Genomic DNA, 23,343 nt, shown 5'->3' on the forward strand with positions numbered 1-23,343 from the left:
CACCCCCCGTGAGCATCAAGGTCGCCCTGGAGCACCGCACCGCCTACAGCTTCGACCGCCCCGTGACCGTGCACCCCCACGAGGTGCGCCTGCGCCCCGCCCCGCACACCCGCTCGACCATCGAGTCCTACTCGCTCACCGTCACCCCGGCCGAGCACTTCATCAACTGGCAGCAGGACCCGTTCGGCAACTGGGTGGCCCGGCTGGTGTTCCCCGAGCCCACCACCGAGCTGTCCATCACCGTCGGCCTCGTCGCCGACATGCAGGTCGTCAACCCCTTCGACTTCTTCATCGCCGACCACGCCGAGAGCTACCCGTTCGCCTACGGGCCCTCGCTGGAGGCCGACCTCGAGCCCTACCTGCGCCCTGTCGACAGCGACATGCTCGTCGCCAAGTTCCTCGACGCGTTCACCATCGCCCCCGGCACCCGCATGATCGACCTCCTGGTCCAGCTCAACGCCGCCGTCAACCGGGCCGTGGGCTACACCGTCCGCATGGAGGCCGGGGTGCAGACCCCCGAGCACACGCTGGACACCGCGATCGGCTCCTGCCGGGACAGTGCGTGGCTGCTCGTGGCGCTGCTGCGCGAGCTGGGCCTGGCCGCACGGTTCGTCTCCGGCTACCTGGTGCAGCTCAGCTCCGACGTGCCCAGCCTGGACGGGCCCTCCGGTCCGGCGGAGGACTTCACCGACCTGCACGCCTGGGCCGAGGTGTTCGTGCCCGGGGCCGGCTGGATCGGCATGGACGCCACGTCGGGACTGTTCGCCGGGGAGGGCCACATCCCGCTCTCGGCCACCCCGCACCCGTCCTCGGCGGCCGCCATCAGCGGCTCCACCAGCCCGTGCACCGCCACCCTGGACTTCCACAACGTGGTCACCCGCATCCACGAGGACCCCCGCGTGACGCTGCCGTACACCGCGCAGCAGTGGGCCCGGGTCCAGTCGCTCGGGGCCGAGGTGGATGCCCGGCTGCGGGCCGGGGACGTCCGGCTGACCATGGGCGGGGAGCCCACGTTCGTCTCGACCACCGACCTCACGTCGCCGGAGTGGATCACCGCGGCGGACGGGCCGCACAAGCGGGAGCGGGCCAGCGCGCTGGCCGAGCGGCTGCGCGGGGTGCTCGGGGCGGGCACGGGGGACACCTCGGGCGTGCTCGTGCACCGGGGTCAGGGCAAGTGGTACCCCGGGGAGCCGCTGCCGCGCTGGCAGATCGGCTTGCTGTGGCGCACCGACGGCGAGCCGCTGTGGCACGACCCCGCCCTGCTGGCCGACCCGTGGGTCGACGAGCAGACGCCGGGCCCGCACGACCAGGGCGACGCCCGCCGGCTCGCCGTCGCCCTCGCGAGCGCCTTCGGCCTGCCCGAGAGCCAGGTGCGCCCGGCCTTCGAGGACCCGCTGGCCGCGCTGGCCACCGAGGCCCGCAGGCCCCGGGGACCGGCGCCGGACGAGGACGTGACGGTGGCCGATCTCGACGCGGCGGTCACCGAGCCCGTCGCCCACGTGCTGCCCCTGCACCAGGAGCTGGACGGCTCCGGCTGGGCGAGCGCGGACTGGCGGCTGCGGCGCGGTCGCGTGGTGCTGCTGGCCGGGACGTCCCCGGCCGGGCTGCGGCTGCCGCTGGACGGGCTCAGCTGGGTCGCGCCGGCGGCCACCGAGGAGGACGACCCCCAGGCCGCCAAGGCCCCGCTCCGGGCGCGGACCGACCCGGCTCGGGTGGTCCCGATGGGCGACGGGGTGCCCCGCACGGCCCTGGTGGTGGAGGAGCGCAACGGGCACGTGCGGGTGTTCCTGCCGCCGCTGGACCGCCTCGACGACGCCGTGGACCTCATCGCCCGGCTCGAGGGTGCGGCCCGGACGTCCGAGGTCACCGTCGTGCTGGAGGGTTACACCCCGCCCGGCGACCCCCGGCTCACCTCGCTCACCGTCACCCCCGACCCCGGCGTCATCGAGGTCAACGTCCAGCCCACCAGCTCCTTCGCCGAGCAGGAGGAGCTGCTGCGCACCCTCTACGCGCAGGCGCGGCTGACGCGGCTGGGCACCGAGACCTTCGAGGTGGACGGCAGCCACGGCGGCACCCGGGGCGGCAACCACATCACCCTCGGCGGGGCCACCCCGTCGGACTCCCCGCTGCTGCGCCGGCCGGACCTGCTGGTCAGCCTGCTCACCTACTGGCAGCGCCACCCGAGCCTGAGCTACCTGTTCTCCGGACGCTTCATCGGCAGCACCTCGCAGGCCCCGCGGGTGGACGAGGGTCGCGCGGAGAACCTCTACGAGCTGGAGATCGCGTTCGCCGAGATCGACCGGCTGACGGGCCCGGACCGCACCGCGCTGCCCTGGGTGGTCGACCGGGCGCTGCGACACCTGCTGACCGACATCACCGGCAACACCCACCGCTCCGAGTTCTGCATCGACAAGATGTACAGCCCCGACTCCACCCGCGGTCGTCTCGGCCTGCTCGAGCTGCGGGGCTTCGAGATGCCGCCGCACCCGCAGATGGCCATGGTGCAGGCGCTGCTGGTCCGCGCGCTGGTCGCCCGGTTCTGGGACGAGCCCTTCCAGGCCCCGCTGGTGCGCCACGGGCTCAACCTGCACGGGCGCTGGCTGCTGCCGCACTTCCTCATCAGCGACGTCGCCGAGGTGGCGGCGGACCTGCGCCGGCACGGCACCGATTTCGACACCTCGTGGCTGGAGCCGTTCACCGAGTTCCGCTTCCCCCGCATCGGCAGCGTGCACGTGGGTGGGGTGAGCATCGAGCTCCGCGGGGCCATCGAGCCGTGGAACGTGCTCGGCGAGGAGGCCACCGGCAGCGGCACGGCCCGCTACGTGGACTCCTCGGTGGAGCGCGTGCAGGTCACCGTGGTCGGCGCGGACCCGGGACGGCACCTGCTCACCTGCAACGGCGTGCCCGTGCCGCTGCTCGACGGCGGCTCCGCGGGCGTCCAGGTCGGCGGGGTGCGCTTCCGGGCGTGGCAGCCGCCGAGCGCGCTGCACCCCACCATCGAGGTCCAGGCGCCCCTGGTCTTCGACCTCGTCGACCTCGACGCCGGGCTCTCCCTCGGCGGCTGCAGCTACCACGTCGGCCACCCGGGCGGGCGGTCCTACGAGAGCCCCCCGGTGAACTCCGTGGAGGCCGAGTCCCGCCGCAACCGGCGCTTCTCCACCGACGGCGGGGCAGCCCGCGCGGTGGACACGGCCGAGCTGCGCGAGCACCTCGCCCGGATCGCCGCCGACCCCGCCCCGTCCGGCGTCCTCGACCTGCGCCGTGCGGTGGTCACCCGGCGGTGAACGTCGCGACCACCACGCCGGGCTTCGACGAGGCCCGGTCCGTCGACGGCACGCCCCGTCCCGGCTGGGGCGAGCTGGTCGAGGACCTGGCCCGGCTGGGCGAGACCGGTCTCGCCCGGGCCCGCGCGCACGTCGAGCACCAGCTGGCCAGCGACGGCGTCACCTACAGCCCCGTGCTCGGGGACGCGCCGGTCCCGGCCGACGGTGAGGTCGCCGCCCCCGAGCGCTGGCAGCTGGACCCGGTGCCCCTGGTGCTCCACGCGGAGGAGTGGGCCGTGCTGGAGCGGGGGGTGGCCCAGCGCTCGACCCTGCTCGACGCCGTCCTCGCCGACCTCTACGGCCCGCAGGACCTGTTGCGGCACGCCCTGGTCCCGCCCGAGGTGGTCCTCGGGCACGAGGGCTACCTGCGGGCCGCCCACGGCATCACGCTGCCCGGTCCGCGTCAGCTGGTGGTGCACGCCGTGGACGTGGCTCGCGGCCCCGAGGGGGGGTTCGTGGCCCTCGCGGACCGGACGCAGGCCCCCTCCGGCATCGGCTACGCGCTGGCCGACCGGGCTGTGCTCGCCCGCGTCCTGCCCGACCTGCTGCGCCGCAGCGCCCCCCGCCGGCTCGGGGCGTTCGCCGACACCCTGCGCACGGCCCTGCACGCCGTGGCCCCCCAGGCGGTGGAACAGCCGCGCGTGGTGGTGCTGAGCCCGGGCTCGCACTCCGAGACCGCCTTCGACCAGGCCTACCTGGCGGCCCTGCTCGGCCTCCCGCTCGTGGAGGGCGCCGACCTGACCGTGCACCAGGGGCGGCTCTGGATGCGGTCGCTGGGGCGCCTGGAGCAGGTCGACGTGGTGCTGCGCCGGGTGGACGCCGCGTTCTGCGACCCGCTGGACCTGCGCTCGAGCTCGCGGCTGGGGGTCGTGGGGCTCGTCGAGGCCTGCCGACGCGGGACCGTGAGCGTGGTGAACCCACTGGGCGCGGGGGTGCTGGAGAACCCGGCGCTGGTGGCCCTGCTGCCCGCGCTGTGCCGGGCCCTGCTGGACGAGGACCTGGTGCTGGCGTCAGTGCCGCTGTCCTGGTGCGGGAGCCCGGAGGGCCTGTCCCACGTGCTGGCGAACCTCGGCTCGGTGGTGCTGCGGCCCATCGGGGCGGGGACGTCGGTCGTGCCCGGTCGCCTGCCCGCCGCGGAGCAGGAGCAGTGGCGGGCGCGGCTGGGCGCAGAGGGCTGGCGGTGGGTCGGCGAGCTGGGGGTCGAGCTCTCGCAGGCCCCCTCGGCCACCCGCGGCGGGCTGGCGCAGCGCCCCGTGGTGACCCGGCTGTTCTCCGTGGGCCAGGCCTCCGGGCACGTCGTGATGCCCGGCGGTCTCGGCGGCAGCTTCGGCGCGGGCGAGCACCCGGCGTGGACCGAGCGTCCGGCCGCCGCCGCCAAGGACGTGTGGGTGCTCTCCACCACCGCCGATCAGGCCGTCAGCCACGTCGCCGGCCCACAGGTGCTCCCGTCGCCCCGTGCGGCGCTCGGGTCGGTGTCCTCCCCACGCGTGCTCGCCGACCTGTTCTGGCTCGGCCGCTACGCCGAGCGCACCGAGGCGCTGACCCGGCTCCTCGCGGCGGGCACGGCCCGCGCCGGCGACGTGCGGCCGAGCGGTACTGCGGCGGCGGAGACCACCGGTGTGCTGGTGGCGGCGGCGGGCGCGCTGTCCGGGGTGGCCGTCGACGGCGCCGAACCGCTGGTGGTGCTGCAGCAGCTCACCACCGACGCTGCCCGGCAGGGCACCGTGGCGCACTCGCTGAACCGGCTGGTCGGGGTGGCCGGCGCCGTGCGGGACCAGCTCTCCGCCGACACCTGGGCGGTGCTGTCCTCGGCCGAGGACGCCGTGGACCGGCTCGTGGCGACCAGGGCAGCCGACGGTTCCGAGCTGTCCGGGTGCCACGCGGTGCTGCTGTCCTGCTCGCTGGCGCTGTCCGGGCTCGCCGCCGAGAACATGGTGCGCGACCCCGGCTGGTTCCTGCTGGACGCGGGCCGTCGGCTGGAGCGGTCCCAACAGCTCAGCGCCCTGCTGCGGCACACCCTCGGGACCCCGGCCGGCACGCGCACCGCGGAGGTCCTGCTGCTGGAGTCCGTCCTGGTGGCCACCGAGTCGGTGCTCACCCACCGCAGGCGCTACTCCGGTGAGCTCGCGCCGGGTGGGGTGCTGGCGCTGCTGCTGCTGGACCCCGCCAACCCGCGGTCGCTGGTGTTCCAGCTGCAGGCGCTCGCCGCCGACCTCCGGGCCCTGCCCGGAGCCACCGGCACCTCCAGGCCCGAGCGCCTCCTCGAGGAGCTCGTGGTGACGGTGCGCCGGCTGGACGCCGACGAGCTCGGCGTGGTGGCGCAGGACGGCACCCGCGTGGGGCTCGTGGGGGTGCTCGACGGGGTGCGGGCGTCCCTGCGCGCCCTGGCCGACGCCGTGTCCGCCCAGCACCTGGTGGTCAGCTCGCCGGTGGCGCAGCCCGTCGAGTACGGCGGGATGCGGTGAGCCCGGACGCGGGGGGTTCGGGCGCGGGGGGTTCGGGCGCTGGGGTTTCGGGCGCTGGGGTTTCGGGCGCAGGGGGTGCGCGGACCCACCGGATCACCCACCGCACCGTCTACGAGTACTCCGACGAGGTGTCGTCCTCCTACGGGCGGCTGTGGCTGCGCCCCCGGGAGCTCGCCGGTCAGCAGTGCCTGCACCACGAGCTGACCGTCGATCCCGGTGCGGCCGACCTCTCCACCGGCCGCGACGTCTACGGCAACGACGTGGCCTACTTCCACGTGAGCACCCCGCACACCCGCCTCGAGGTGACCGGGACCTCCCTCGTGCGCGTGCTCCACCCGGAACCCGACCCGGCCGCCACCGCCCTGGCCTGGGAGGACGCCCGACCCGTCGGGGTGCACGGCCGTCCCGTGCTCGACCTCGTCCTCGACCAGCGCGATCCCGCCCTGCTCGCCCGGGCCCGCGACTACGCCGCGCCGAGCTTCGCCCCGGGGACCCCGATCGGTGAGGCCGTGCAGGACCTGCTGCACCGGGTGCACACCGAGTTCACCTACGCCTCGGGCAGCACCTCGGTGCGCACCGGGCTGGACGAGGTGCTCGACGCCCGGCAGGGGGTGTGCCAGGACTTCGCCCGGCTGTCGGTGGCGTGCCTGCGCTCCCTCGGCCTGGCCGGGCGCTACGTCTCTGGCTACCTGGCCACCGACCCACCGCCCGGCCGTGACCGCGTGGTGGGCGCGGACGCCACGCACGCATGGGCGGCGGTCTGGCTGCCGTCGGCCCGCGGGGGGGCGGGGGACTGGCTCGACTTCGACCCCACCAACGACCACCTCGCCGACGAGCGGTACACCACGCTGGCGTGGGGGCGGGACTACGCCGACGTGCCCCCGGTGCGCGGCATCGTGTTCACCGACGCCGAGACCTCGACCATGACCGTGTCGGTCGACGTCGCTCCGGTCGACGTCACGCCGACAGACGTCGCTCCGGTCGACGTCACGCCGACAGGCGTCGAGTCGGCCTGCTGAACCGCCCCTCGTTGGGCGTCCCGGCGGAGGAGGGCCGTACGGTGCTCCCGCCCCGGCGCACTCGCCGTGGGGTCCCTGATCGAGGAGAGCACCCGCGTGCGCGACTTCAGCTGTCCCCGGTGCGGCCAGCAGCTGGCCTTCGAGAACTCCCGGTGCCTGCACTGCGGGGCCACCCTGCGGTTCGTGCTCGACACCCGTGACTTCGTGGCGCTGGTCGAGGACGGTCCCAACCCCCGCACCGCCGAGGTGGGCGGGGTCGTGCTCACCAGCTGCGCCAACCTGTTCACCGCGCGCTGCAACTGGGCCACACCCGCCGGGACGTCGCTGTGCCCGTCCTGCACCCTGACCCGGGTGCGTCCCGCCGACGCGGACACCAGCGGGATCTCCGCCTTCGCGGACGCGGAGGCGGCCAAGCGACGGCTGGTCCTGGAGCTCGTCGAGCTCGGCCTGCCCATCGTCGGTCGCGCCGAGGACCCCGAGGGTGGGCTGTGCTTCGACCTGCTCTCGAGCGAGGAGGAGCCGGTGATCACCGGGCACGACAACGGCGTGGTGACCCTCGACCTCGCCGAGAGCGACGACGTGCACCGCACCCAGCTGCAGCTGTCCATGGCGGAGCCCTACCGGACCCTGCTCGGGCACTTCCGGCACGAGACCGGGCACTACTACGCCACGCTGTTCCTGGACGGGGCTGCGGCGCAGGAGCGCGCCGCCCGCCCGGAGTTCGAGCGGCTGTTCGGCGACCCGGACGCCGACTACCAGGCCGCCCTGGACCGCCACTACTCGCAGGGCGCACCGGTCGGCTGGGCGCGGAGCTTCGTCTCCTCCTACGCGACGATGCACCCCGCCGAGGACTGGGCCGAGACGTTCGCGCACTACCTGCACATCCGCGACACCCTGGACACCGCGGCCGCCTTCGGGATGGCGCCCTCGGGTGCGGCGGCGGACCGTCCGCTCGCCGGGGACGTCGGCTTCGACAAGATCATCGAGCTCTGGCTGCCGCTGTCGTGGTCGCTGAACATGGTCAACCGCTCCATGGGGCACGTCGACCTGTACCCGTTCGTCCTGCCGGACGCCGTGCTGGAGAAGATGCGGCTGGTGCACCACCTGGTGACCGCGGAGGGGGCCTGAGGCGGACTCGAGCCGGGTACGATCGGAGGAGATGAGCCTGGAGACGGTGACCACTCGCGACAGCACGCAAGAGGTGCTGCGCTCGGCGGAACGTCTGCTCACGCGGCGCACGGGCGCCCAGGTGGTGCTGGTGGACCCCGAGGACCTCGGTGGCAGCGACCGCACCGTCGTGCTGCGGGTGCGGCCGAGGGAGAACCCGTTCTCGCTGCCGCGCACGATGGTGGTGAAGAAGGTGCTCACCGGCCAAGGTGGTCGGGACGCCGACGAGGCGTTCCTCCGGGAGACCGTCTCGTACCAGTTCGCGAACTCCCTGCCCCTGGAGCACCGTCCCGGGGCCACGCTCGTGGCCCACGACGTGGCCGACCGGGTCCTGGTGCTCGCCGACCTCGGGGGTGCCCCCACCCTCGCCGACGTGCTCGCCGACCCGGATCCGGTGCTCGCGCAGCGCGGGCTGGTCGCCTGGGCGCAGGCGCTGGGCCGGATGCACGCTGCCACCGCGTTCCGCGAGGGCGACTTCGCGGCCCTGCTGCGCCACGCCGGTCGCGCACGGTGGACCGATCCCCTGGAGGGCCCGGCCACCGCTGCCCTCGCCGAGCTCCCTGCGGCGCTGGAGTCCGCGCTCGGCGTGGACACCCCCCACGAGGTGGTGCAGCGGGCCGCCGCGACCGACCGCTTGCTCGGGCGCAGCGCGCTGCGCGCCTTCAGCCCGTCCGACCTCTGCCCGGACAACGCGATGCTCACCGCGGACGGGGTGCAGTTCCTGGACTTCGAGTGGGGTGGCTTCCGGGACGTGTTCCTCGACGCCGTCTACGCCCTGGTGCCCTTCCCCGGCTGCTGGTGCAGCCCGCAGCTGAGCACGGACCAGGCAGAACACCTGGTGCAGGCGTGGCGGGGCGAGGTCGTCGGGGTGTGGCCGCAGCTGGCCGACGACGCGCTGCTGCGGACCGGGCTGCTCGACGCGCAGCTGCTCTGGACGTGGGTGAGCACGCGGTGGTTCCTGCCCGGGCACGCCACCCGCGCCGACCCCAGCAGCGAGCACCCGCTGGCCCTGCGACCAGCCGACTCCCTGGCCGTGTGCTGGACGCGGTTGGCCGAGTCCGCGGAGCGCGCCGGCGAGCTCGCCACCGCGGAGCACGCACGGACCGTGGCCGCAGCGCTGTCGCGGTAGCGTCCTGGCGGTGGAGGACGGGCTGTTCGGCGACGACGATCCCGTCGGTCCCGCTCGGGCCAGGGTCCGGCCCGACTCGCCGCTCGCGGTGCGGATGCGCCCCACGGCCCTCTCGGAGGTGCTCGGCCAGGACCACCTGCTGGGCCCCGGCGCCCCGCTGCGCCGTCTGATCGAGGGGTCGGCACCTGCGTCCGTGCTGCTCCACGGCCCGCCCGGCACGGGCAAGACCACCTTGGCCACGCTCGTCTCCCAGGCCACCGGGCGGCGGTTCGAGGCGCTCAGCGCGCTGAGCGCGGGGGTCAAGGAGGTCCGCGCCGTCATCGACCTGGCCCGGCGGCGGCTGCTGGCCGGTGAGCAGACCGTGCTGTTCATCGACGAGGTGCACCGGTTCTCCAAGACCCAGCAGGATGCGCTGCTGGGCGCCGTGGAGGACCGGATCGTGCTGCTCGTGGGGGCCACCACGGAGAACCCGTCGTTCTCGGTGGTCTCCCCGCTGCTGTCCCGCTCGCTGGTGCTCCAGCTCAAGCCGCTGGGGGCCGACGACGTCCGGGCCCTGGTCCGGCGCGCCGTGGCCGACCCGCGCGGGCTCGACGGTGCGGTGACCCTGGCTGACGACGCGCTCGAGCACCTGGTCCGGCTGGCCTCCGGAGACGCCCGCCGCGCGCTGACCGCGCTGGAGGCGGCGGCCGGGGCCGTCCCGGTGGGCGGAGAGGTCGACCTGGCGACGGTGGAGGAGGCCGTGGACACCGCCTCGGTGCGCTACGACCGCGACGGGGACCAGCACTACGACGTCGTCAGCGCCTTCATCAAGTCCATCCGGGGCTCGGACGTGGACGCCGCGCTGCACTACCTGGCCCGCATGATCACTGCCGGGGAGGACCCGCGGTTCATCGCCCGCCGGCTCGTGGTGCACGCCAGCGAGGACATCGGGATGGCCGACCCCACCGCGCTGCTGACGGCGTCGGCCGCCGCCCAGGCCGTGGCGCTCATCGGCATGCCCGAGGCGCGCCTCGCCCTGGCCCAGGCCACCATCCACCTGGCCACCGCACCCAAGTCTCCCGGGGTGGTGGCCGCTCTCGGCGCTGCGCTGGCCGACGTGGCCGCGGGGAAGGCCGGTCCCGTGCCGCCCCACCTGCGAGACGGTCACTACGCCGGCGCCGCTGCACTCGGCAACGCCCAGGGCTACCGGTACCCGCACGACCATCCCGACGGCGTCCTCGCCCAGCAGTACGCCCCCGCCGAGCTCGTCGGCGTCAACTACTACGACCCCACCCCGCACGGGCACGAGCGGACGGTGCGGGAGCGGCTGGAGAGACTCCGCTCCCGCACCCGTGCGTGATTTCTGGACCCTGAGCGCGAGGTTTCCTGCACAGTCCGCGCCCGGGGCGTCGTATGTTGACGGCGTGGACGGTGTCGTCGAGGTCAGCGTGCCGATGCGCGACGGCGCGGTGCTGCACGCCGACCTCTACCTGCCGCCGGGCCGGGGCCCGCACCCCACCCTCGTGCACCGCACCGCCTACGGCACCCGCACGACGGCCATGGTGGTGCACCTCGTGGCCGACCCCGCCGTCCTGGCGGCCGCGGGCTATGCCGTTCTCGTGCAGGACGTCCGGGGGCGATTCGCGAGCGAGGGGGAGTGGGAGCCGTTCGTCCACGAGGCCGCCGACGGCTACGACACCGTGGAGTGGGCGGCCGCCCAGCCCTGGAGCAGCGGCCGCGTGGCGGTCTACGGCTCGTCCTACATGGGCATCGCCACCTACCAGGTGCTGGCCGCCGCGCCACCCCACCTGGCCGCCGCCGCGGTGTGGGTGGCCGGGAGCGATCCCGACAACGGCCTGCTGCGCACCGGGGGCGCGCTCGAGCTCGGGTTCCTCACCGGGTGGAACCTCGCCAACGCCCGCGACACCGTGCGGCGCGAGGGGGTCGACGTCGGGACCCGGACCGCACTGCTGGACGCGGTGGACGCGGAGCCGTGGTCGGTCGTCCGCTCGGTGCCGCTGCTCGACCACCCCGCCCTGGCGCTGAGCCCGGCTCTGCGTGCACAGGTGCACCACGAGGCGGGTGACCCGCTGTGGCGGTCGGTCGCGGTGACGGCCGAGCAGGTCGGGGTGCCGCTGCTGCAGGTGGTGGGCCTGCGGGACTGGATGGCGCCGTCGATGCTGACCTTGTTCCGGGCGCTCCAGGAACCGAGCGGTCCGCACCGCCTGGTCGCGGGGCCGTGGACGCACCACTCGGCCTACGCGGGGCCGACGGGGGAGCGCGACCTGACGGGTCCTGCCCCGGGTGGACCGGCCGCGCACACCCCGACCCTGCTGGCCTTCCTCGACCAGCACCTGCGCGACGGCGTCCCCGACGACGACCCGGTGGTGCGCTACTACTCCACCGGCGACGACACCTGGCGCGCGTCGTCGTCGTGGCCGCCGGAGGGCACGACCACCAGCACGTGGTTCACGGGCCCCGACGGTGCGTTGCGAGTCGCGGAGCCCGGCGCGGGGGTCGACGAGCTCGTGCACGACCCACGGGACCCGGTGCCGACGGTCGGGGGCAGCTGCTGCCACCTCGCCCTGGGTCCGTCCGGGATCGTCGACCACGCCGAGGTGGCGCGTCGGCCGGACGTGCTGACCTGGACCGGCCCGCCCCTGGTCGCACCCCTGCGACTGGCCGGCGAGGTGAGCCTGGAGCTGGTGCTCACGACCACGGCTGCGGACGCCGACGTGGTGGTGTTCCTGGTGGACGTGCACCCCGACGGGTACGCCGAACCGGTGACCGACGGGGTGCTGCGCACCCGCTACCGCCTCGGCGGGACCCGGCACTGGCTCGTGCCGGGGGAGGCGACGCCGCTGGTGGTGCGCCTGGCCGACACCGCGCACACGCTCGCTGCGGGCCACCGGCTGCGCCTGGAGCTCGCCGGGTCCAGCTTCCCTCGCTTCGCCCCCAACCCCGGCACCCGCGTGCTGCCCGAGCTGGCCACGCCGGCGGACCTGACGACGGCGGTGCACCACGTCGACCACGGTGCGCGGGTGGTGCTGCGCACCTGTGCGTGAAGGACCCGAGGCCGTTACCCCCACACGGTGAGCGATCCCTCGTCGACATCCAGGTGGGGGACGACCTCGACGGCGAGGGTGCGGTCGAGGGTTCTGTGCGGCGCCCCTAGCTGAGGCAGGAGGTCAAGGCCCGCACCATCATCGGCACGTCCAGGGCGGAGACCAGCTCGCGGCAGGAGTGCATGCCGAGCAGCGGTGCGCCGACGTCGACCGTGGAGATGCCCAGCCGGGTCGCGGTCAGCGGGCCGATGGTGGAGCCGCACGGCAGGTCGTTGCGGGACACGAAGTGCTGCACCGGGACTCCCACCTCCGCGCACCGCTCGGCGAACCAGCCACCACTGCGGGCATCGGTCGCATAGGCCTGGTTGGCGTTCACCTTCACCACCGGTCCGCCGCCCAGCGCGGGGGTGTGCGCCGGCTCGTGGCGCTCGGAGCGGGTGGGGTGCACCGCGTGCGCGGCGTCGGCGGAGACCAGCCGCGAGCGGGCGAGAGCCCGGGCACGGGCCTGGGGGTCGGCGTCCCCGGTGGCCGCGACGACCCGGTCCAGCACATCCTCCAGGAACGACCCGCGGGCACCCTCGGAGGACCCGCTGCCCACCTCCTCGTGGTCGTTGGCCACCACCACCTGGGTGTGCGCGGCCGCGGGTGCCGCCAGCAGCGCGAGCGTGGCGGAGTGGCAGCTGGTCTGGTTGTCCAGCCGGGGTGCGGCGATCCAGCTGCCGTCGGCCCCGGTGCGGGCGGCGGGCTGGGTGTCGGCGAGCACCAGGTCGTGGCCGGTGACCTCGTCCACCGCCACCCCCAGCTCGGCGGCCAGCGCCTCGAGCAGGCCCGGCTCGGTGCCGAGGTCGCTGCCCCACACGGGCACGAGGTGGCGCTGGGTGTCCAAGGTCAGCCCCTCGCGCACGCTGCGGTCGAGGTGGATCGCCAGTGACGGGAAGCGCAGCGGGGACCCGGGCAGCGTCACCAGGCGCACCTCGCCGCCGCGCAGCGACACCCGCCCGGCGACGGTGAGCTCCCGGTCGAGCCAGGTGTGGGCGAGCAGGCCGCCGTAGGTCTCCACGCCGACCAGCCGGTAGCCGCCCTGGTGGACGTCGTGGTGCGGGCGGACCTTGAAGGTCGGGGAGTCGGTGTGCGCTCCCACGATGCGCAGGCCGGCCTCCGACGGCGCGGCCGTGCCCACCCGGAAGGCCACGACGCTGCCGCCGGCCCGCACCACGTAGCGCGCGTCCCCGGGGGTCAGCTCCCAGCGGTCGGCCTCCGCCAGCGGGGTGAACCCCTGTGCGCGCAGCCGTCGCACCATCTCCGCCACGGCGTGCGAGGGGGACGGGGAGGCGTCGGAGAACACCCGGAGGTCGTCGCCGAGAGACTGGTCAACCATGCCCGGCACCCTACGGACCGCCACCCCCGGGCCAGGCCGCCGACCCGGACCCCGGCGCCGGCGGCTGCACCGGTGTCGCAGGTCCGCGCGCGGTCCGCCACCGATCGGCGACGGTGGGTCGGCACGCACTCCGGCGGCGCCCAGTATCGTGAGGAAGGACCAACGTCGGCCACCAGGTCGGCGTGGCACCCACCGAGCTGGAACGAGGACGACACGTGCTGCAGTGCCGGACCGCCCGGGGCCCCCGCCCCGTGGCCGCCGAGCTCGACGGACCCGCCTCGTGAGCCGCCTCGTCTGGTTGCTGGTGGGCCTCGTCCTCGGCGCAGGGGCCGCCACGCTGCTGGCCCGGCGCACGGTCGTCCCCGCCGTGGCTCCGGTCGTCGAGCGGGTCGCGCTCCCCAAGCCCGTGGCCGCTCCCGCCGGGCGCCACGTCTGGGTCCCGCCGGGCGAGAACGCCGGCCCCGCCGACCGCTGAGCCCCGCCCTCCCCGCGCGTCCGCGCCCCGAATCCCGTAGAGGACGACACCCGTGCAGACCCACGAGATCCGACAGCGCTTCCTCGACCACTTCACCGCGGCCGGGCACACCCCCGTGCCCAGCGCCTCGCTGATCCTGGACGACCCGAACCTGCTGTTCGTCAACGCGGGCATGGTGCAGTTCGTCCCCTACTTCCTCGGGCAGGTGCCGGCGCCCTGGGCCCGCGCCGCCAGCGTCCAGAAGTGCGTCCGCACCGGTGACATCGAGAACGTCGGGATCACCACCCGGCACAACACCTTCTTCCAGATGGCGGGCAACTTCAGCTTCGGCGACTACTTCAAGCGCGAGGCGATCGGGCACGCCTGGAGCCTGCTGACCGACCCGGTGGACGAGGGTGGCTACGGGTTCGACCCGCAGCGGCTGTGGGCCACGGTCTACACCGACGACGACGAGGCCCACCGGCTGTGGCAGGACGTCGCAGGCCTGCCGCCCGAGCGCATCCAGCGTCGCGGGATGGCCGACAACTACTGGTCGATGGGGATCCCCGGCCCGTGCGGCCCGTGCTCGGAGATCTACTACGACCGCGGTCCGGAGCACGGCGTCGAGGGTGGTCCGGAGGCGGACGAGGACCGCTACATCGAGATCTGGAACCTCGTGTTCATGCAGAACGAGCGCGGGGCAGGAACGTCCAAGGACGACTTCGAGATCCTCGGCCCGCTGCCGCGGCAGAACATCGACACCGGGATGGGCGTCGAGCGGGTCGCGTTCCTGCTGCAGGGCGTGGACAACGTCTACGAGACCGATCTCGTCCGGCCCGTCATCACCCTGGCCGAGCGGCTCTCGGGGCGCGCCTACGGGCGCGACAGCACCGACGACGTCCGCTTCCGGGTCATCGCCGACCACGCCCGCACCGGCGTGCTGCTCATCGCGGACGGGGTGACCCCGGGCAACGACGGCCGTGGCTACGTGCTGCGCCGGCTGCTGCGCCGCATCGTGCGCTCGGCCCGGCTGCTCGGCATCACCGCGCCGTCCATGGCCGAGCTGGTCGCTGTCGTCCGCGACACCATGAGCACCTCCTACCCGGAGCTGACCAGCGAGTTCGCCCGCATCGAGCGGATCGCGGTGGGGGAGGAGACGGCGTTCCTGCGCACCCTGGAGGCCGGCTCCACCCTGTTCGACACCGCCGCGGAGCAGGTGCGCGCCGCGGGGGCGTCGGTCATCGCCGGGGACCGCGCGTTCGCGCTGCACGACACCTACGGCTTCCCCATCGACCTCACGCTGGAGATGGCAGCCGAGGCCGGGCTCACCGTCGACGAGCCCGGCTTCTGTGCGCTGATGTCCGAGCAGCGGGCCAGGGCCAAGGCCGACGCCCAGAAGAACAAGACCGCGCACGGCGACCTCTCCGCCTACACCGAGCTCCTGGCCGCCGGACCCACCGAGTTCACCGGGTACACCGAGCTCGAGACCGAGGGGCGGGTGCTGGGCGTCCTCGCCGACGGAGTGCGGACCCGCCGGGCGTCCGAGGGTGACGTCGTCGAGGTGGTGCTGGACCGCACCTCGCTGTACGCCGAGTCGGGCGGGCAGGACAGCGACGCCGGCCGGATCACCGGGGACGGCGTCGACCTCGAGGTGCTCGACGTGCAGAAGGTGGCCAAGCGGATCTGGGTGCACCGGGTGCGGGTGGTCGCCGGTGAGCTCGCCGAAGGTGCCGCGGTGGTCAGCCGGGTCGACCCGCAGTGGCGGGCCGGCGCGCGCCAGGGTCACTCCGGCACGCACCTGGTGCACGCGGCGCTGCGGCACGTGCTCGGCCCCACCGCGCTGCAGTCCGGGTCGTACAACAAGCCCGGCTACCTGCGGCTGGACTTCGCGTGGCAGGGGGGGCTCTCCGCCGCCACCCGCAGCGAGGTCGAGGAGGTCACCAACCGCGCCGTGCGCGACGACCTGCCCGTCCGTGTGGTGCACACCGACATGGCCGGTGCGCAGCAGATGGGCGCGCTCGCCCTGTTCGGGGAGACCTACGACACCGACGTCCGCGTGGTGGAGATCGGCGGCCCGTTCTCGGTGGAGCTGTGCGGAGGCACGCACGTGCAGCACTCCTCGCAGGTCGGTCCGGTGACGCTGCTGGGGGAGTCCTCGGTGGGTTCCGGGGTGCGCCGCGTCGAGGCCTACGTCGGTCTCGACGCCTACCGCTACCTGGCCAGGGAGCGCGCGCTGGTCCAGGGCCTGGCGGCGACGCTGAAGGTGCCCGACGACGAGGTGCCGGCCCGTGTGGAGGCCCTGCTCGAGCGGCTCAAGGAGGCCGAGCGCGAGCTGGAGCAGACCCGGGCCGCGGCCGCCGTGGCCTCGGCGGGAACCCTGGCCGCCGGCGCCGAGAAGGTCGGTGACCTGCTGCTCGTCGCCACGACCGCGCCGGCCGGCGTCACCGGGGGGGACCTGCGGACGCTGGCCACGGAGGTCCGCGGGAAGCTCGGCCAGCAGCCCGGCGTGGTGCTGCTGCTCGCGGTGTCCGACGGCAAGGTCAGCTTCGTCGTGGCGACGACGGCCGCCGCTCGGGAGGCGGGCCTGCGCGCGGGCGACCTGGTGGCGGTGTTCGGACCGTCCATCGGTGGGCGTGGTGGCGGCAAGCCGGACATGGCCCAGGGAGGCGGCACCGAGCCCGACGGCATCCCGGCGGCACTGGCGGCGCTGCGGGCGCACGTCGGACAGCGGGCGTGAGCCGCGCCCCGGACCGGCCGGGACCCGACGACCCCGGCCGCGGCCGCCGCCTCGGCGTCGACGTGGGCAGCGTCCGCGTGGGGGTGGCGCTCAGCGATCCCGACGGCATCCTCGCCACCCCGGTGGAGACGGTGCCGCGGGTGGCCGGCAGCAGCGGTGCCGACCAGCCCGACGTGCGCCGGGTGCTGGCCCTGGCCGCCGAGCACGAGGTGGTCGAGGTGGTCGTGGGGCTGCCCCAGACGCTGCGTGCCGAGCACGGGAAGGCCGCCCAGCTCGCCACCACCTACGCCCGGTTCCTCCGCGACCACCTCGACGGCGTGCCGGTGCGGCTCGCCGACGAGCGCTTGACGACGGTCACGGCCGCCAGGACGCTGTCCGACCGGGGGGTGCGCGGACGCAGGCAGCGCGCCGTGGTCGACCAGGCTGCGGCCGTGACCATCCTGCAGTCCTGGCTCGAGGCCCGCACCCGGTACGCCCAGGAGCAGACCCGCCGCGCACCGGCACACCAGACGGGGTCCACGACGGAGGAGCGCGCGTGAACGACGACGACCTCGGCCTGCTCGGTGGCCACCGCGACGACCACCACCGCGACGACCACCACCGCGACGACCACCACCGCGACGACCACCACCCGGGCGCGGGTGGTTCCCGGTACTTCGACGACCCCGACCGCGCCGCACCCGCGCGGTTCGAGGCCACCGCGCGGCGTCCGCGGCGAGCGGAGGCACGCAGGGCCCAGGAGCGCCGCACCAGGGCCAGGCGCAAGCGCCGCACCGGCACCCTCGTGGCCGTCGTCGTGCTGCTGGTGCTCGGCGGCGGGGTCTTCCTCGGCGGCCGTGCCCTGCTCGGCGGGCTGGGCATCGGCGGATCCACCGCCTCGGACTACTCCGGTGGCGGGCTGGCCGACGTGGTCGTGCGGGTTGCCGCGGGGGACTCGACCAGCGCGATAGCGAAGACCCTCGTCGACGACGGCGTGGTCTCCAGCGTGCCGGCCTTCACCCGTGCTGCCAGCGGCAACGCCGGGATCTCCGCCATCCAGCCGGGCTACTACAAGCTGCGGACCCAGATCCCGGGCTCCGACGCGGTGTCCCGGCTTCTCGCCAGCGACTCCCGCGTGGGCAACCTCGTCATCCCGGAGGGTGTGCAGCTCGACGACGTCACCGGGGCGAGCGGCACCGTCACCGACGGGATCCTGACCCGGATGCAGAAGGCGTCGTGCGTCGACCTCGACGGGACCCGGACCTGCACCTCCCTCGACGACCTGCGCTCGGTGGCCTCCACCGGGAACCTCGCAGCGCTGGGGGTGCCCACCTGGGCCACCGCGGAGGTGGCCGCGGCCACAGTGCCGGGCAAGCGGCTCGAGGGCCTCATCCGTCCGGGCAGCTACGACCTGGAGCCCGGTGCCCCGGCGCAGCAGCAGCTCACCAAGGTCGTCACCGCCTCGGCGGCCTCCTTCGAGAGCCTGGGCCTGCCGAGGTCGACCGTGGGCGGGCTGACCCCCTACCAGGTGCTGGTCACCGCCTCGCTGGTGCAGCGCGAGGCGCTGCCGGCCGACTTCGCGAAGGTGTCACGGGTGGTCTACAACCGCCTCGCCGTCAACCAGAAGCTCGAGTTCGACTCGACCGTCAACTACCCGCTCGACGTGCAGGCCATCGCGACGACGGCCGCCGACCGCGGGACGGTCACGCCGTGGAACACGTACGCGAGCCCGGGGCTGCCCGCCACCCCGATCTCGGCGCCCAGCGACGACGCCCTGACCGCGGCCGAGCAGCCCGCGGACGGGACGTGGCTGTACTTCGTCACCATCGACACCAGAGGCACCACCGTCTTCTCCGACACGTTCCCCGAGCACCAGGCGGCCATCGCCCGAGCCCAGGCCAACGGTGTCTTCGGCTGATCCCCGGGCGCGTCGCGCCGGGGTGGTCGGCGCCCCGGTGGGCCACTCCCGCTCCCCGCAGCTGCACCTGGCGGCCTACGCGGCCCTCGGGCTGGGCGGCTGGCGCTACGACCGCCTCGAGTGCGACGAGGAGGGTTTCGCGCGGCTCGTGGACGGGCTCGGTCCGGAGTGGGTGGGCCTGTCGGTGACCATGCCGGACAAGCTCGTGGCCCTGGAGCTCGCGACCACCGCCACCGCGCGGGCCCGGGCCGTCGGGGCGGCCAACACGCTGGTGCGCACCACGTCCGGCTGGCACGCCGACTGCACCGACGTCGACGGCGTGACCGGAGCCCTGGACGAGCTGGGGGTGGTTGGGCTCTCCGGTGCTCGCGCGGTGGTGGTGGGGGCCGGGGGCACGGCTCGAGCGGTGCTGGTGGCCCTGGCCGCGCTCGGGGTGGCCGAGGTGGACCTGGCCGTGCGCTCGCCGGGGCGGGCGGCCGGGGCGGTGGTCTGCGCGCAGGCGGTGGGGCTGGCCGTGCGGGTGGTCGGCCTGGACGGGCTCGCCGGGGTGTGCGACGGAGCGGCGGTCACCGTGAGCACGGTGCCCGCGGCCGGTTCGCAGGCCGTCGCCGCCGCGGTGGCCCGGTGCGCTCGCGTGCTCGACGTCCTCTACGACCCCTGGCCGACACCCGTGGCGCAGGCGGTGCGGGCCGCGGGGGGCACCGTCGTCGGGGGCTTGTCGGTGCTCCTGCACCAGGCCTACGGGCAGGTGGAGCTGTTCACCGGGCGGCCCGCACCCCGGGAGGAGATGGCCGCCGCGCTGGGTGGATGACCCCACGGCCGTGGGAGACTGCTCGGGTGCTGCGCTGGATCACTGCCGGGGAGTCCCACGGGCCCGCTCTCGTCGCCGTCCTCGAGGGGATGGTCGCCGGGGTCGAGGTCACGTCGTCCGACATCGCTGCGGAGCTCGCCCGCCGCCGCCTCGGCCACGGCCGCGGGGCCCGGATGAAGTTCGAGGCCGACGCCGTGGAGGTGCTCGGTGGGCTGCGGCACGGGGTCACCATGGGCGGACCGCTCGCCGTGCGCATCGCCAACACGGAGTGGCCCAAGTGGGAGACCGTGATGTCCGCGGACCCGGTGGACGCCGAGACCCTGGCTGCGCAGGCCCGCAACGCACCGCTGACGCGCCCGCGACCCGGTCACGCCGACTACGCCGGGATGCTCAAGTACGGCTTCGACGACGCCCGTCCGGTCCTGGAGCGGGCGAGCGCCCGGGAGACCGCGGCCCGCGTCGCGCTCGGGACCCTCGCCAAGGCCTTCCTGCGCCAGGCGCTGGGGGTCACCGTGCTCAGCCACGTCACCGCGCTGGGTTCGGTGGACGCCCCGGACGGCGTGGTCCCCGGACCCGACGACCTGGCCGACATCGACGCGAGCCCCGTGCGGGCGTTCGACCCGTCCGCGACCGAGGCCATGGTCGCCGAGGTGGACCTGGCCAAGCGCGAGGGCGACACCCTGGGCGGCGTCGTCGAGGTCGTCGTCCACGGCCTGCCCATCGGGCTCGGGTCCTTCGTCGCCGGGGACCGAAAGCTCGACGCCCGCCTGGCCGAGGCGCTCATGGGCATCCAGGCCATCAAGGGCGTGGAGATCGGGGACGGGTTCGCCACCGCCCGCCGGCGCGGCAGCCAGGCCCACGACGAGATGCGGCCCGGTCCTGACGGGGTGCTGCGCTCCACCAACCGGGCCGGGGGCATCGAGGGCGGCATGACCAACGGCGAGCCGCTGCGCGTGCGCGCGGCCATGAAGCCCATCTCCACCGTGCCGCGCGCGCTCGCGACCGTGGACATGGCCACCGGCGAGGAGGCCGTCGCCATCAACCAGCGCTCCGACGTCTGCGCCGTCCCCGCCGCCGGTGTCGTGGCCGAGGCCATGGTGGCGCTCGTGCTGGCCCAGGCCGCCCTCGAGAAGTTCGGCGGCGACTCCGTGGGCGAGACCGCCGCCAACCTGAACGGCTACCTGAGGACCCTGCACACCCGGCACGAGCCGGCGTGAGCCCGAGGGTGGTGCTGGTCGGCCCGCCGGGCGCGGGCAAGACCACGATCGGCCGCAAGCTCGCCGCCCGCCTGGAGCTGCGCCTGGTGGACACCGACCAGCTGGTGGAGCTGCAGTCAGGCCGCACCGTGCCGGAGATCTTCACCACCGACGGCGAGGCGACCTTCCGTGCGCTCGAGGAGCGGGCCGTGCTCGACGCGCTCGACGAGGACGAGGCGGTGGTGTCCCTCGGCGGTGGGGCGGTGCTCTCCGAGCGGACCCGGGCCGCGCTCGCCGGGCACACCGTGGTGTTCCTGGCCGTCGGGATGGCGGAGGGGGTGCGGCGCACGGGCATGGGGGTCGGGCGCCCGCTGCTCGCGGGGATCAACCCACGGGCCACCTTCAAGGCGATGCTCGACGCGCGGCTCGGGCTCTACCGCGAGGTGGCGACGATCGAGGTGGTCACCGACGGCCGCAGTCCCGCCGCGGTGGTCGACGCCGTCCTCGCCGCCCTCTGACCCGCGCCCACCCCGGTCCCCGGCGCGCATCCCGCGGGCGCGACGTCCTGCGGGACCCGCCGGGGCCGTCTGGGAGGATGGCGCCCATGAGCGAACCGGTGCGGGTGCGGGTGGCGGCGGAGACGCCCTACGACGTGGTGATCGGGCGCGGGCTGCTCAGCGAGCTCACCGCCGAGCTCCGCGGCACCACCACCGCGGCGATCATCCACCAGCCCTCCCTCATCGCGACCGCAGAGGCCGTGCGCGAGGCCCTGGCCGAGGTCGGGGTGGACGCGCACCGCATCGAGATCCCTGACGCCGAGGACGGCAAGGACCTCGCGGTCGCGGGCTTCTGCTGGGAGGTGCTGGGGCGCATCGGGCTCACCCGCCGCGACGCCGTCATCTCCCTGGGCGGGGGAGCGGCGACCGACCTCGCCGGATTCGTGGCCGCCACGTGGATGCGCGGGGTCCGCGTCGTCCACGTGCCCACCACGCTCCTGGCCATGGTCGACGCGGCCGTGGGCGGCAAGACCGGCATCAACACCGACGCGGGCAAGAACCTCGTCGGCAGCTTCCACACCCCGTCCGCCGTGCTCGTGGACCTGGTCACCCTGGAGTCGCTGCCCCCGTTGGAGATCGTCGCGGGCACGGCGGAGATCATCAAGGCCGGCTTCCTGCACGACCCGCGCATCCTCGAGCTCATCGAGGCGGACCCGGCCGCGGCGCTGGACCCCACCGGCGACGTGCTGCCCGAGCTCGTCGAGCGCGCCATCGCCTACAAGGCCGAGGTGGTCGGCAGCGACCTCCGTGAGCAGGGCCGGCGCGAGGAGCTCAACTACGGCCACACCCTCGGCCACGCCATCGAGCGGCGCGAGCGCTACCGCTGGCGCCACGGTGCCGCCGTGAGCGTGGGACTGGTGTTCGCGGCCGAGCTCGCGCGGCTGGCCGGCCGGCTCGACGACGCCACCGCGGACCGGCACGCCGCGGTGCTCGCCTCCGTCGGCCTGCCCACCACCTACGACGCGGACGCGCTGGGCCAGCTCCTGGAGGGCATGCGCAACGACAAGAAGAACCGCGCCGGGATCCTCCGCTTCGTGGTGCTGGACGGGCTCGGCAGGCCCGGCCGGCTGGAGGGTCCGGACCCGGCCCTGCTCGCCGCGGCCTACTCCGCCGTGGCGCGCGAGCCCGGCGGAGCCGGCACGGGGATCCTGCTGTGAGGGTCGAGGTGCTCAACGGACCGAACCTGGGACGGCTCGGCACGCGCCAGCCCGAGGTCTACGGCCGCACCACCCACGCCGACCTGGTCGTGCTGTGCGAGCAGGCCGGTACCGGGCTGGGCCTGGAGGTCCGCGTGCGCCAGACCGACCACGAGGGCGAGCTTCTCGGCTGGGTGCACGACGCGGCCGACGCGGGGACGCCGGTGGTGCTCAACGCCGGCGGGCTGACCCACACGTCGGTGGTGCTGCGCGACGCGTGTGCCGAGCTCACCGCACCGTGGGTGGAGGTGCACATCTCCAACGTGCACGCCCGTGAGCCGTTCCGCGCGCACTCCCACCTCTCCGCGATCGCCACCGGCAGCATCGTGGGGCTCGGGGTGACCGGGTACGTGCTCGCGCTGCAGTTCCTGCAGCGTCACGGAGGGCAGGAGCACCGTCCGGCCGGCTGACGGCTCAGCGCTCGCGGGCCTCGAGCCGAGCTCGACGAGCCTCGCGGGCGGTTCCCCGGACCGGCTCGGGCTCCGGGTCGGCCGGGCGGACACGACGCCCGACGAACAGCCCCAGCGCCGCGGGCACCAGCACGAGCAGCGCCGTGAACGCGGCCCCGCCGGTGAGCTCCACCAGCAGCTGCTCGGTGCCGGAGGCGTCGACGAGCAGGCCCTCCACCGCCCAGCCCACCAGCCCGGCCGCCGGCCCCGTGAGCAGGGCAGCCTTCAGCCAACGGGTGAAGAGGTCGTCGCGCTGGACGTCCTCGAGGTCCTCGCGGACGGCGTCGAGCCCGGCCCACAGCAGGGCGACGAGGACGAGCAGCACGACGGACCCGTAGCGCAGCGCCCCGCCCGAGCCCGGGGCGGTGCGCAGCACCAGCTCGAGACCCGTGCGGACCAGCACGTGCAGCAGGACCAGGGACGTCGCCCGCACGAGCCAGGGGTTCATGGCGCGAGCCCGGTCGTCACGGCGCGAGCCCGACCGTCACGGCGCCAGCCTCATCCATCACGGGCCCGAGGTT

Annotated in this window: 18 protein-coding genes; 16 read left to right on the forward strand and 2 right to left on the reverse strand. The window is 74.8% G+C overall.

The annotated features are described in order from the left end of the window. The first annotated feature begins 8 nt into the window (after window positions 1–8). The 7 genes from RHODO2019_RS06805 (at window position 9) to RHODO2019_RS06835 (ending at window position 12,147) form a co-directional block, all read left to right on the forward strand. Window positions 9–3,284, forward strand: a complete 3,276-nt coding sequence (locus RHODO2019_RS06805; protein WP_265384222.1) for a transglutaminase family protein — start codon at window positions 9–11, stop codon at window positions 3,282–3,284. Next, on the forward strand, window positions 3,281–5,788 hold the full coding sequence (locus RHODO2019_RS06810) for a circularly permuted type 2 ATP-grasp protein (RefSeq protein WP_265384223.1): 2,508 nt from the start codon (window positions 3,281–3,283) through the stop codon (window positions 5,786–5,788). Before RHODO2019_RS06805 ends, RHODO2019_RS06810 begins: the two co-directional genes overlap by 4 nt. Window positions 5,789–5,880: 92 nt before the next feature. After that, complete coding sequence (locus RHODO2019_RS06815) at window positions 5,881–6,807, forward strand: transglutaminase family protein (protein ID WP_435532204.1); 927 nt, start codon at window positions 5,881–5,883, stop codon at window positions 6,805–6,807. Between the two features lie 96 nt (window positions 6,808–6,903). After that, window positions 6,904–7,935 carry a zinc-binding metallopeptidase family protein gene (locus RHODO2019_RS06820; protein WP_265384225.1) on the forward strand — a complete coding sequence of 344 codons (1,032 nt, stop codon included), beginning with the start codon at window positions 6,904–6,906 and terminating at the stop codon, window positions 7,933–7,935. A 31-nt stretch (window positions 7,936–7,966) separates the two neighbouring features. Then, window positions 7,967–9,103 (forward strand): kinase, encoded by a 1,137-nt coding sequence (locus RHODO2019_RS06825; protein ID WP_265384226.1) that lies wholly within the window; start codon window positions 7,967–7,969, stop codon window positions 9,101–9,103. 22 nt (window positions 9,104–9,125) lie between these two features. Next, complete coding sequence (locus RHODO2019_RS06830; protein ID WP_265384659.1) at window positions 9,126–10,442, forward strand: replication-associated recombination protein A; 1,317 nt, start codon at window positions 9,126–9,128, stop codon at window positions 10,440–10,442. A gap of 64 nt (window positions 10,443–10,506) precedes the next feature. Further along, window positions 10,507–12,147, forward strand: coding sequence for a CocE/NonD family hydrolase (locus RHODO2019_RS06835; protein ID WP_265384227.1), 1,641 nt, complete (start codon window positions 10,507–10,509; stop codon window positions 12,145–12,147). A gap of 106 nt (window positions 12,148–12,253) precedes the next feature. Here RHODO2019_RS06835 and RHODO2019_RS06840 read toward each other — a convergent pair whose 3' ends face one another. Next, window positions 12,254–13,525, reverse strand: a complete 1,272-nt coding sequence (locus RHODO2019_RS06840) for a M18 family aminopeptidase (protein ID WP_265384228.1) — start codon at window positions 13,523–13,525, stop codon at window positions 12,254–12,256. Between the two features lie 280 nt (window positions 13,526–13,805). Between RHODO2019_RS06840 and RHODO2019_RS06845 the strand changes: the two genes are divergently transcribed. From RHODO2019_RS06845 to aroQ, 9 genes are all read left to right on the forward strand, one after another. Next, entirely contained in the window at window positions 13,806–14,000 is a 195-nt protein-coding gene (locus tag RHODO2019_RS06845) for a hypothetical protein (RefSeq protein WP_265384229.1), read from the forward strand. Between the two features lie 52 nt (window positions 14,001–14,052). After that, window positions 14,053–16,716 (forward strand): alanine--tRNA ligase, encoded by a 2,664-nt coding sequence (gene alaS / locus RHODO2019_RS06850; RefSeq protein ID WP_265384230.1) that lies wholly within the window; start codon window positions 14,053–14,055, stop codon window positions 16,714–16,716. Beyond that, a complete protein-coding gene (ruvX, locus tag RHODO2019_RS06855; RefSeq protein WP_265384231.1) occupies window positions 16,713–17,255 on the forward strand; it encodes a Holliday junction resolvase RuvX in 543 nt (180 codons plus the stop codon). Before alaS ends, ruvX begins: the two co-directional genes overlap by 4 nt. Before the next feature lie 17 nt (window positions 17,256–17,272). Then, window positions 17,273–18,613 carry an endolytic transglycosylase MltG gene (locus RHODO2019_RS06860; protein ID WP_435532205.1) on the forward strand — a complete coding sequence of 447 codons (1,341 nt, stop codon included), beginning with the start codon at window positions 17,273–17,275 and terminating at the stop codon, window positions 18,611–18,613. Between the two features lie 37 nt (window positions 18,614–18,650). Next, window positions 18,651–19,424, forward strand: a complete 774-nt coding sequence (locus RHODO2019_RS06865; RefSeq protein ID WP_265384233.1) for a shikimate dehydrogenase — start codon at window positions 18,651–18,653, stop codon at window positions 19,422–19,424. Continuing rightward, a complete protein-coding gene (gene aroC / locus RHODO2019_RS06870; protein WP_265384234.1) occupies window positions 19,421–20,641 on the forward strand; it encodes a chorismate synthase in 1,221 nt (406 codons plus the stop codon). Before RHODO2019_RS06865 ends, aroC begins: the two co-directional genes overlap by 4 nt. Next, window positions 20,638–21,138 (forward strand): shikimate kinase, encoded by a 501-nt coding sequence (locus RHODO2019_RS06875; protein WP_265384235.1) that lies wholly within the window; start codon window positions 20,638–20,640, stop codon window positions 21,136–21,138. Before aroC ends, RHODO2019_RS06875 begins: the two co-directional genes overlap by 4 nt. An 86-nt stretch (window positions 21,139–21,224) precedes the next feature. After that, on the forward strand, window positions 21,225–22,334 hold the full coding sequence (gene aroB, locus RHODO2019_RS06880) for a 3-dehydroquinate synthase (protein WP_265384236.1): 1,110 nt from the start codon (window positions 21,225–21,227) through the stop codon (window positions 22,332–22,334). Then, window positions 22,331–22,783, forward strand: a complete 453-nt coding sequence (gene aroQ, locus RHODO2019_RS06885; RefSeq protein WP_265384237.1) for a type II 3-dehydroquinate dehydratase — start codon at window positions 22,331–22,333, stop codon at window positions 22,781–22,783. The genes aroB and aroQ overlap by 4 nt, the downstream gene beginning before the upstream one ends. A 4-nt stretch (window positions 22,784–22,787) precedes the next feature. Here the strand turns inward: aroQ and RHODO2019_RS06890 are convergent, their stop codons facing one another. Beyond that, a complete protein-coding gene (locus tag RHODO2019_RS06890; protein ID WP_265384238.1) occupies window positions 22,788–23,270 on the reverse strand; it encodes a B-4DMT family transporter in 483 nt (160 codons plus the stop codon). Window positions 23,271–23,343 lie beyond the last annotated feature (73 nt).

It is taken from the genome of Rhodococcus antarcticus (assembly GCF_026153295.1).
Classification (GTDB): domain Bacteria; phylum Actinomycetota; class Actinomycetes; order Mycobacteriales; family Mycobacteriaceae; genus Rhodococcus_D; species Rhodococcus_D antarcticus.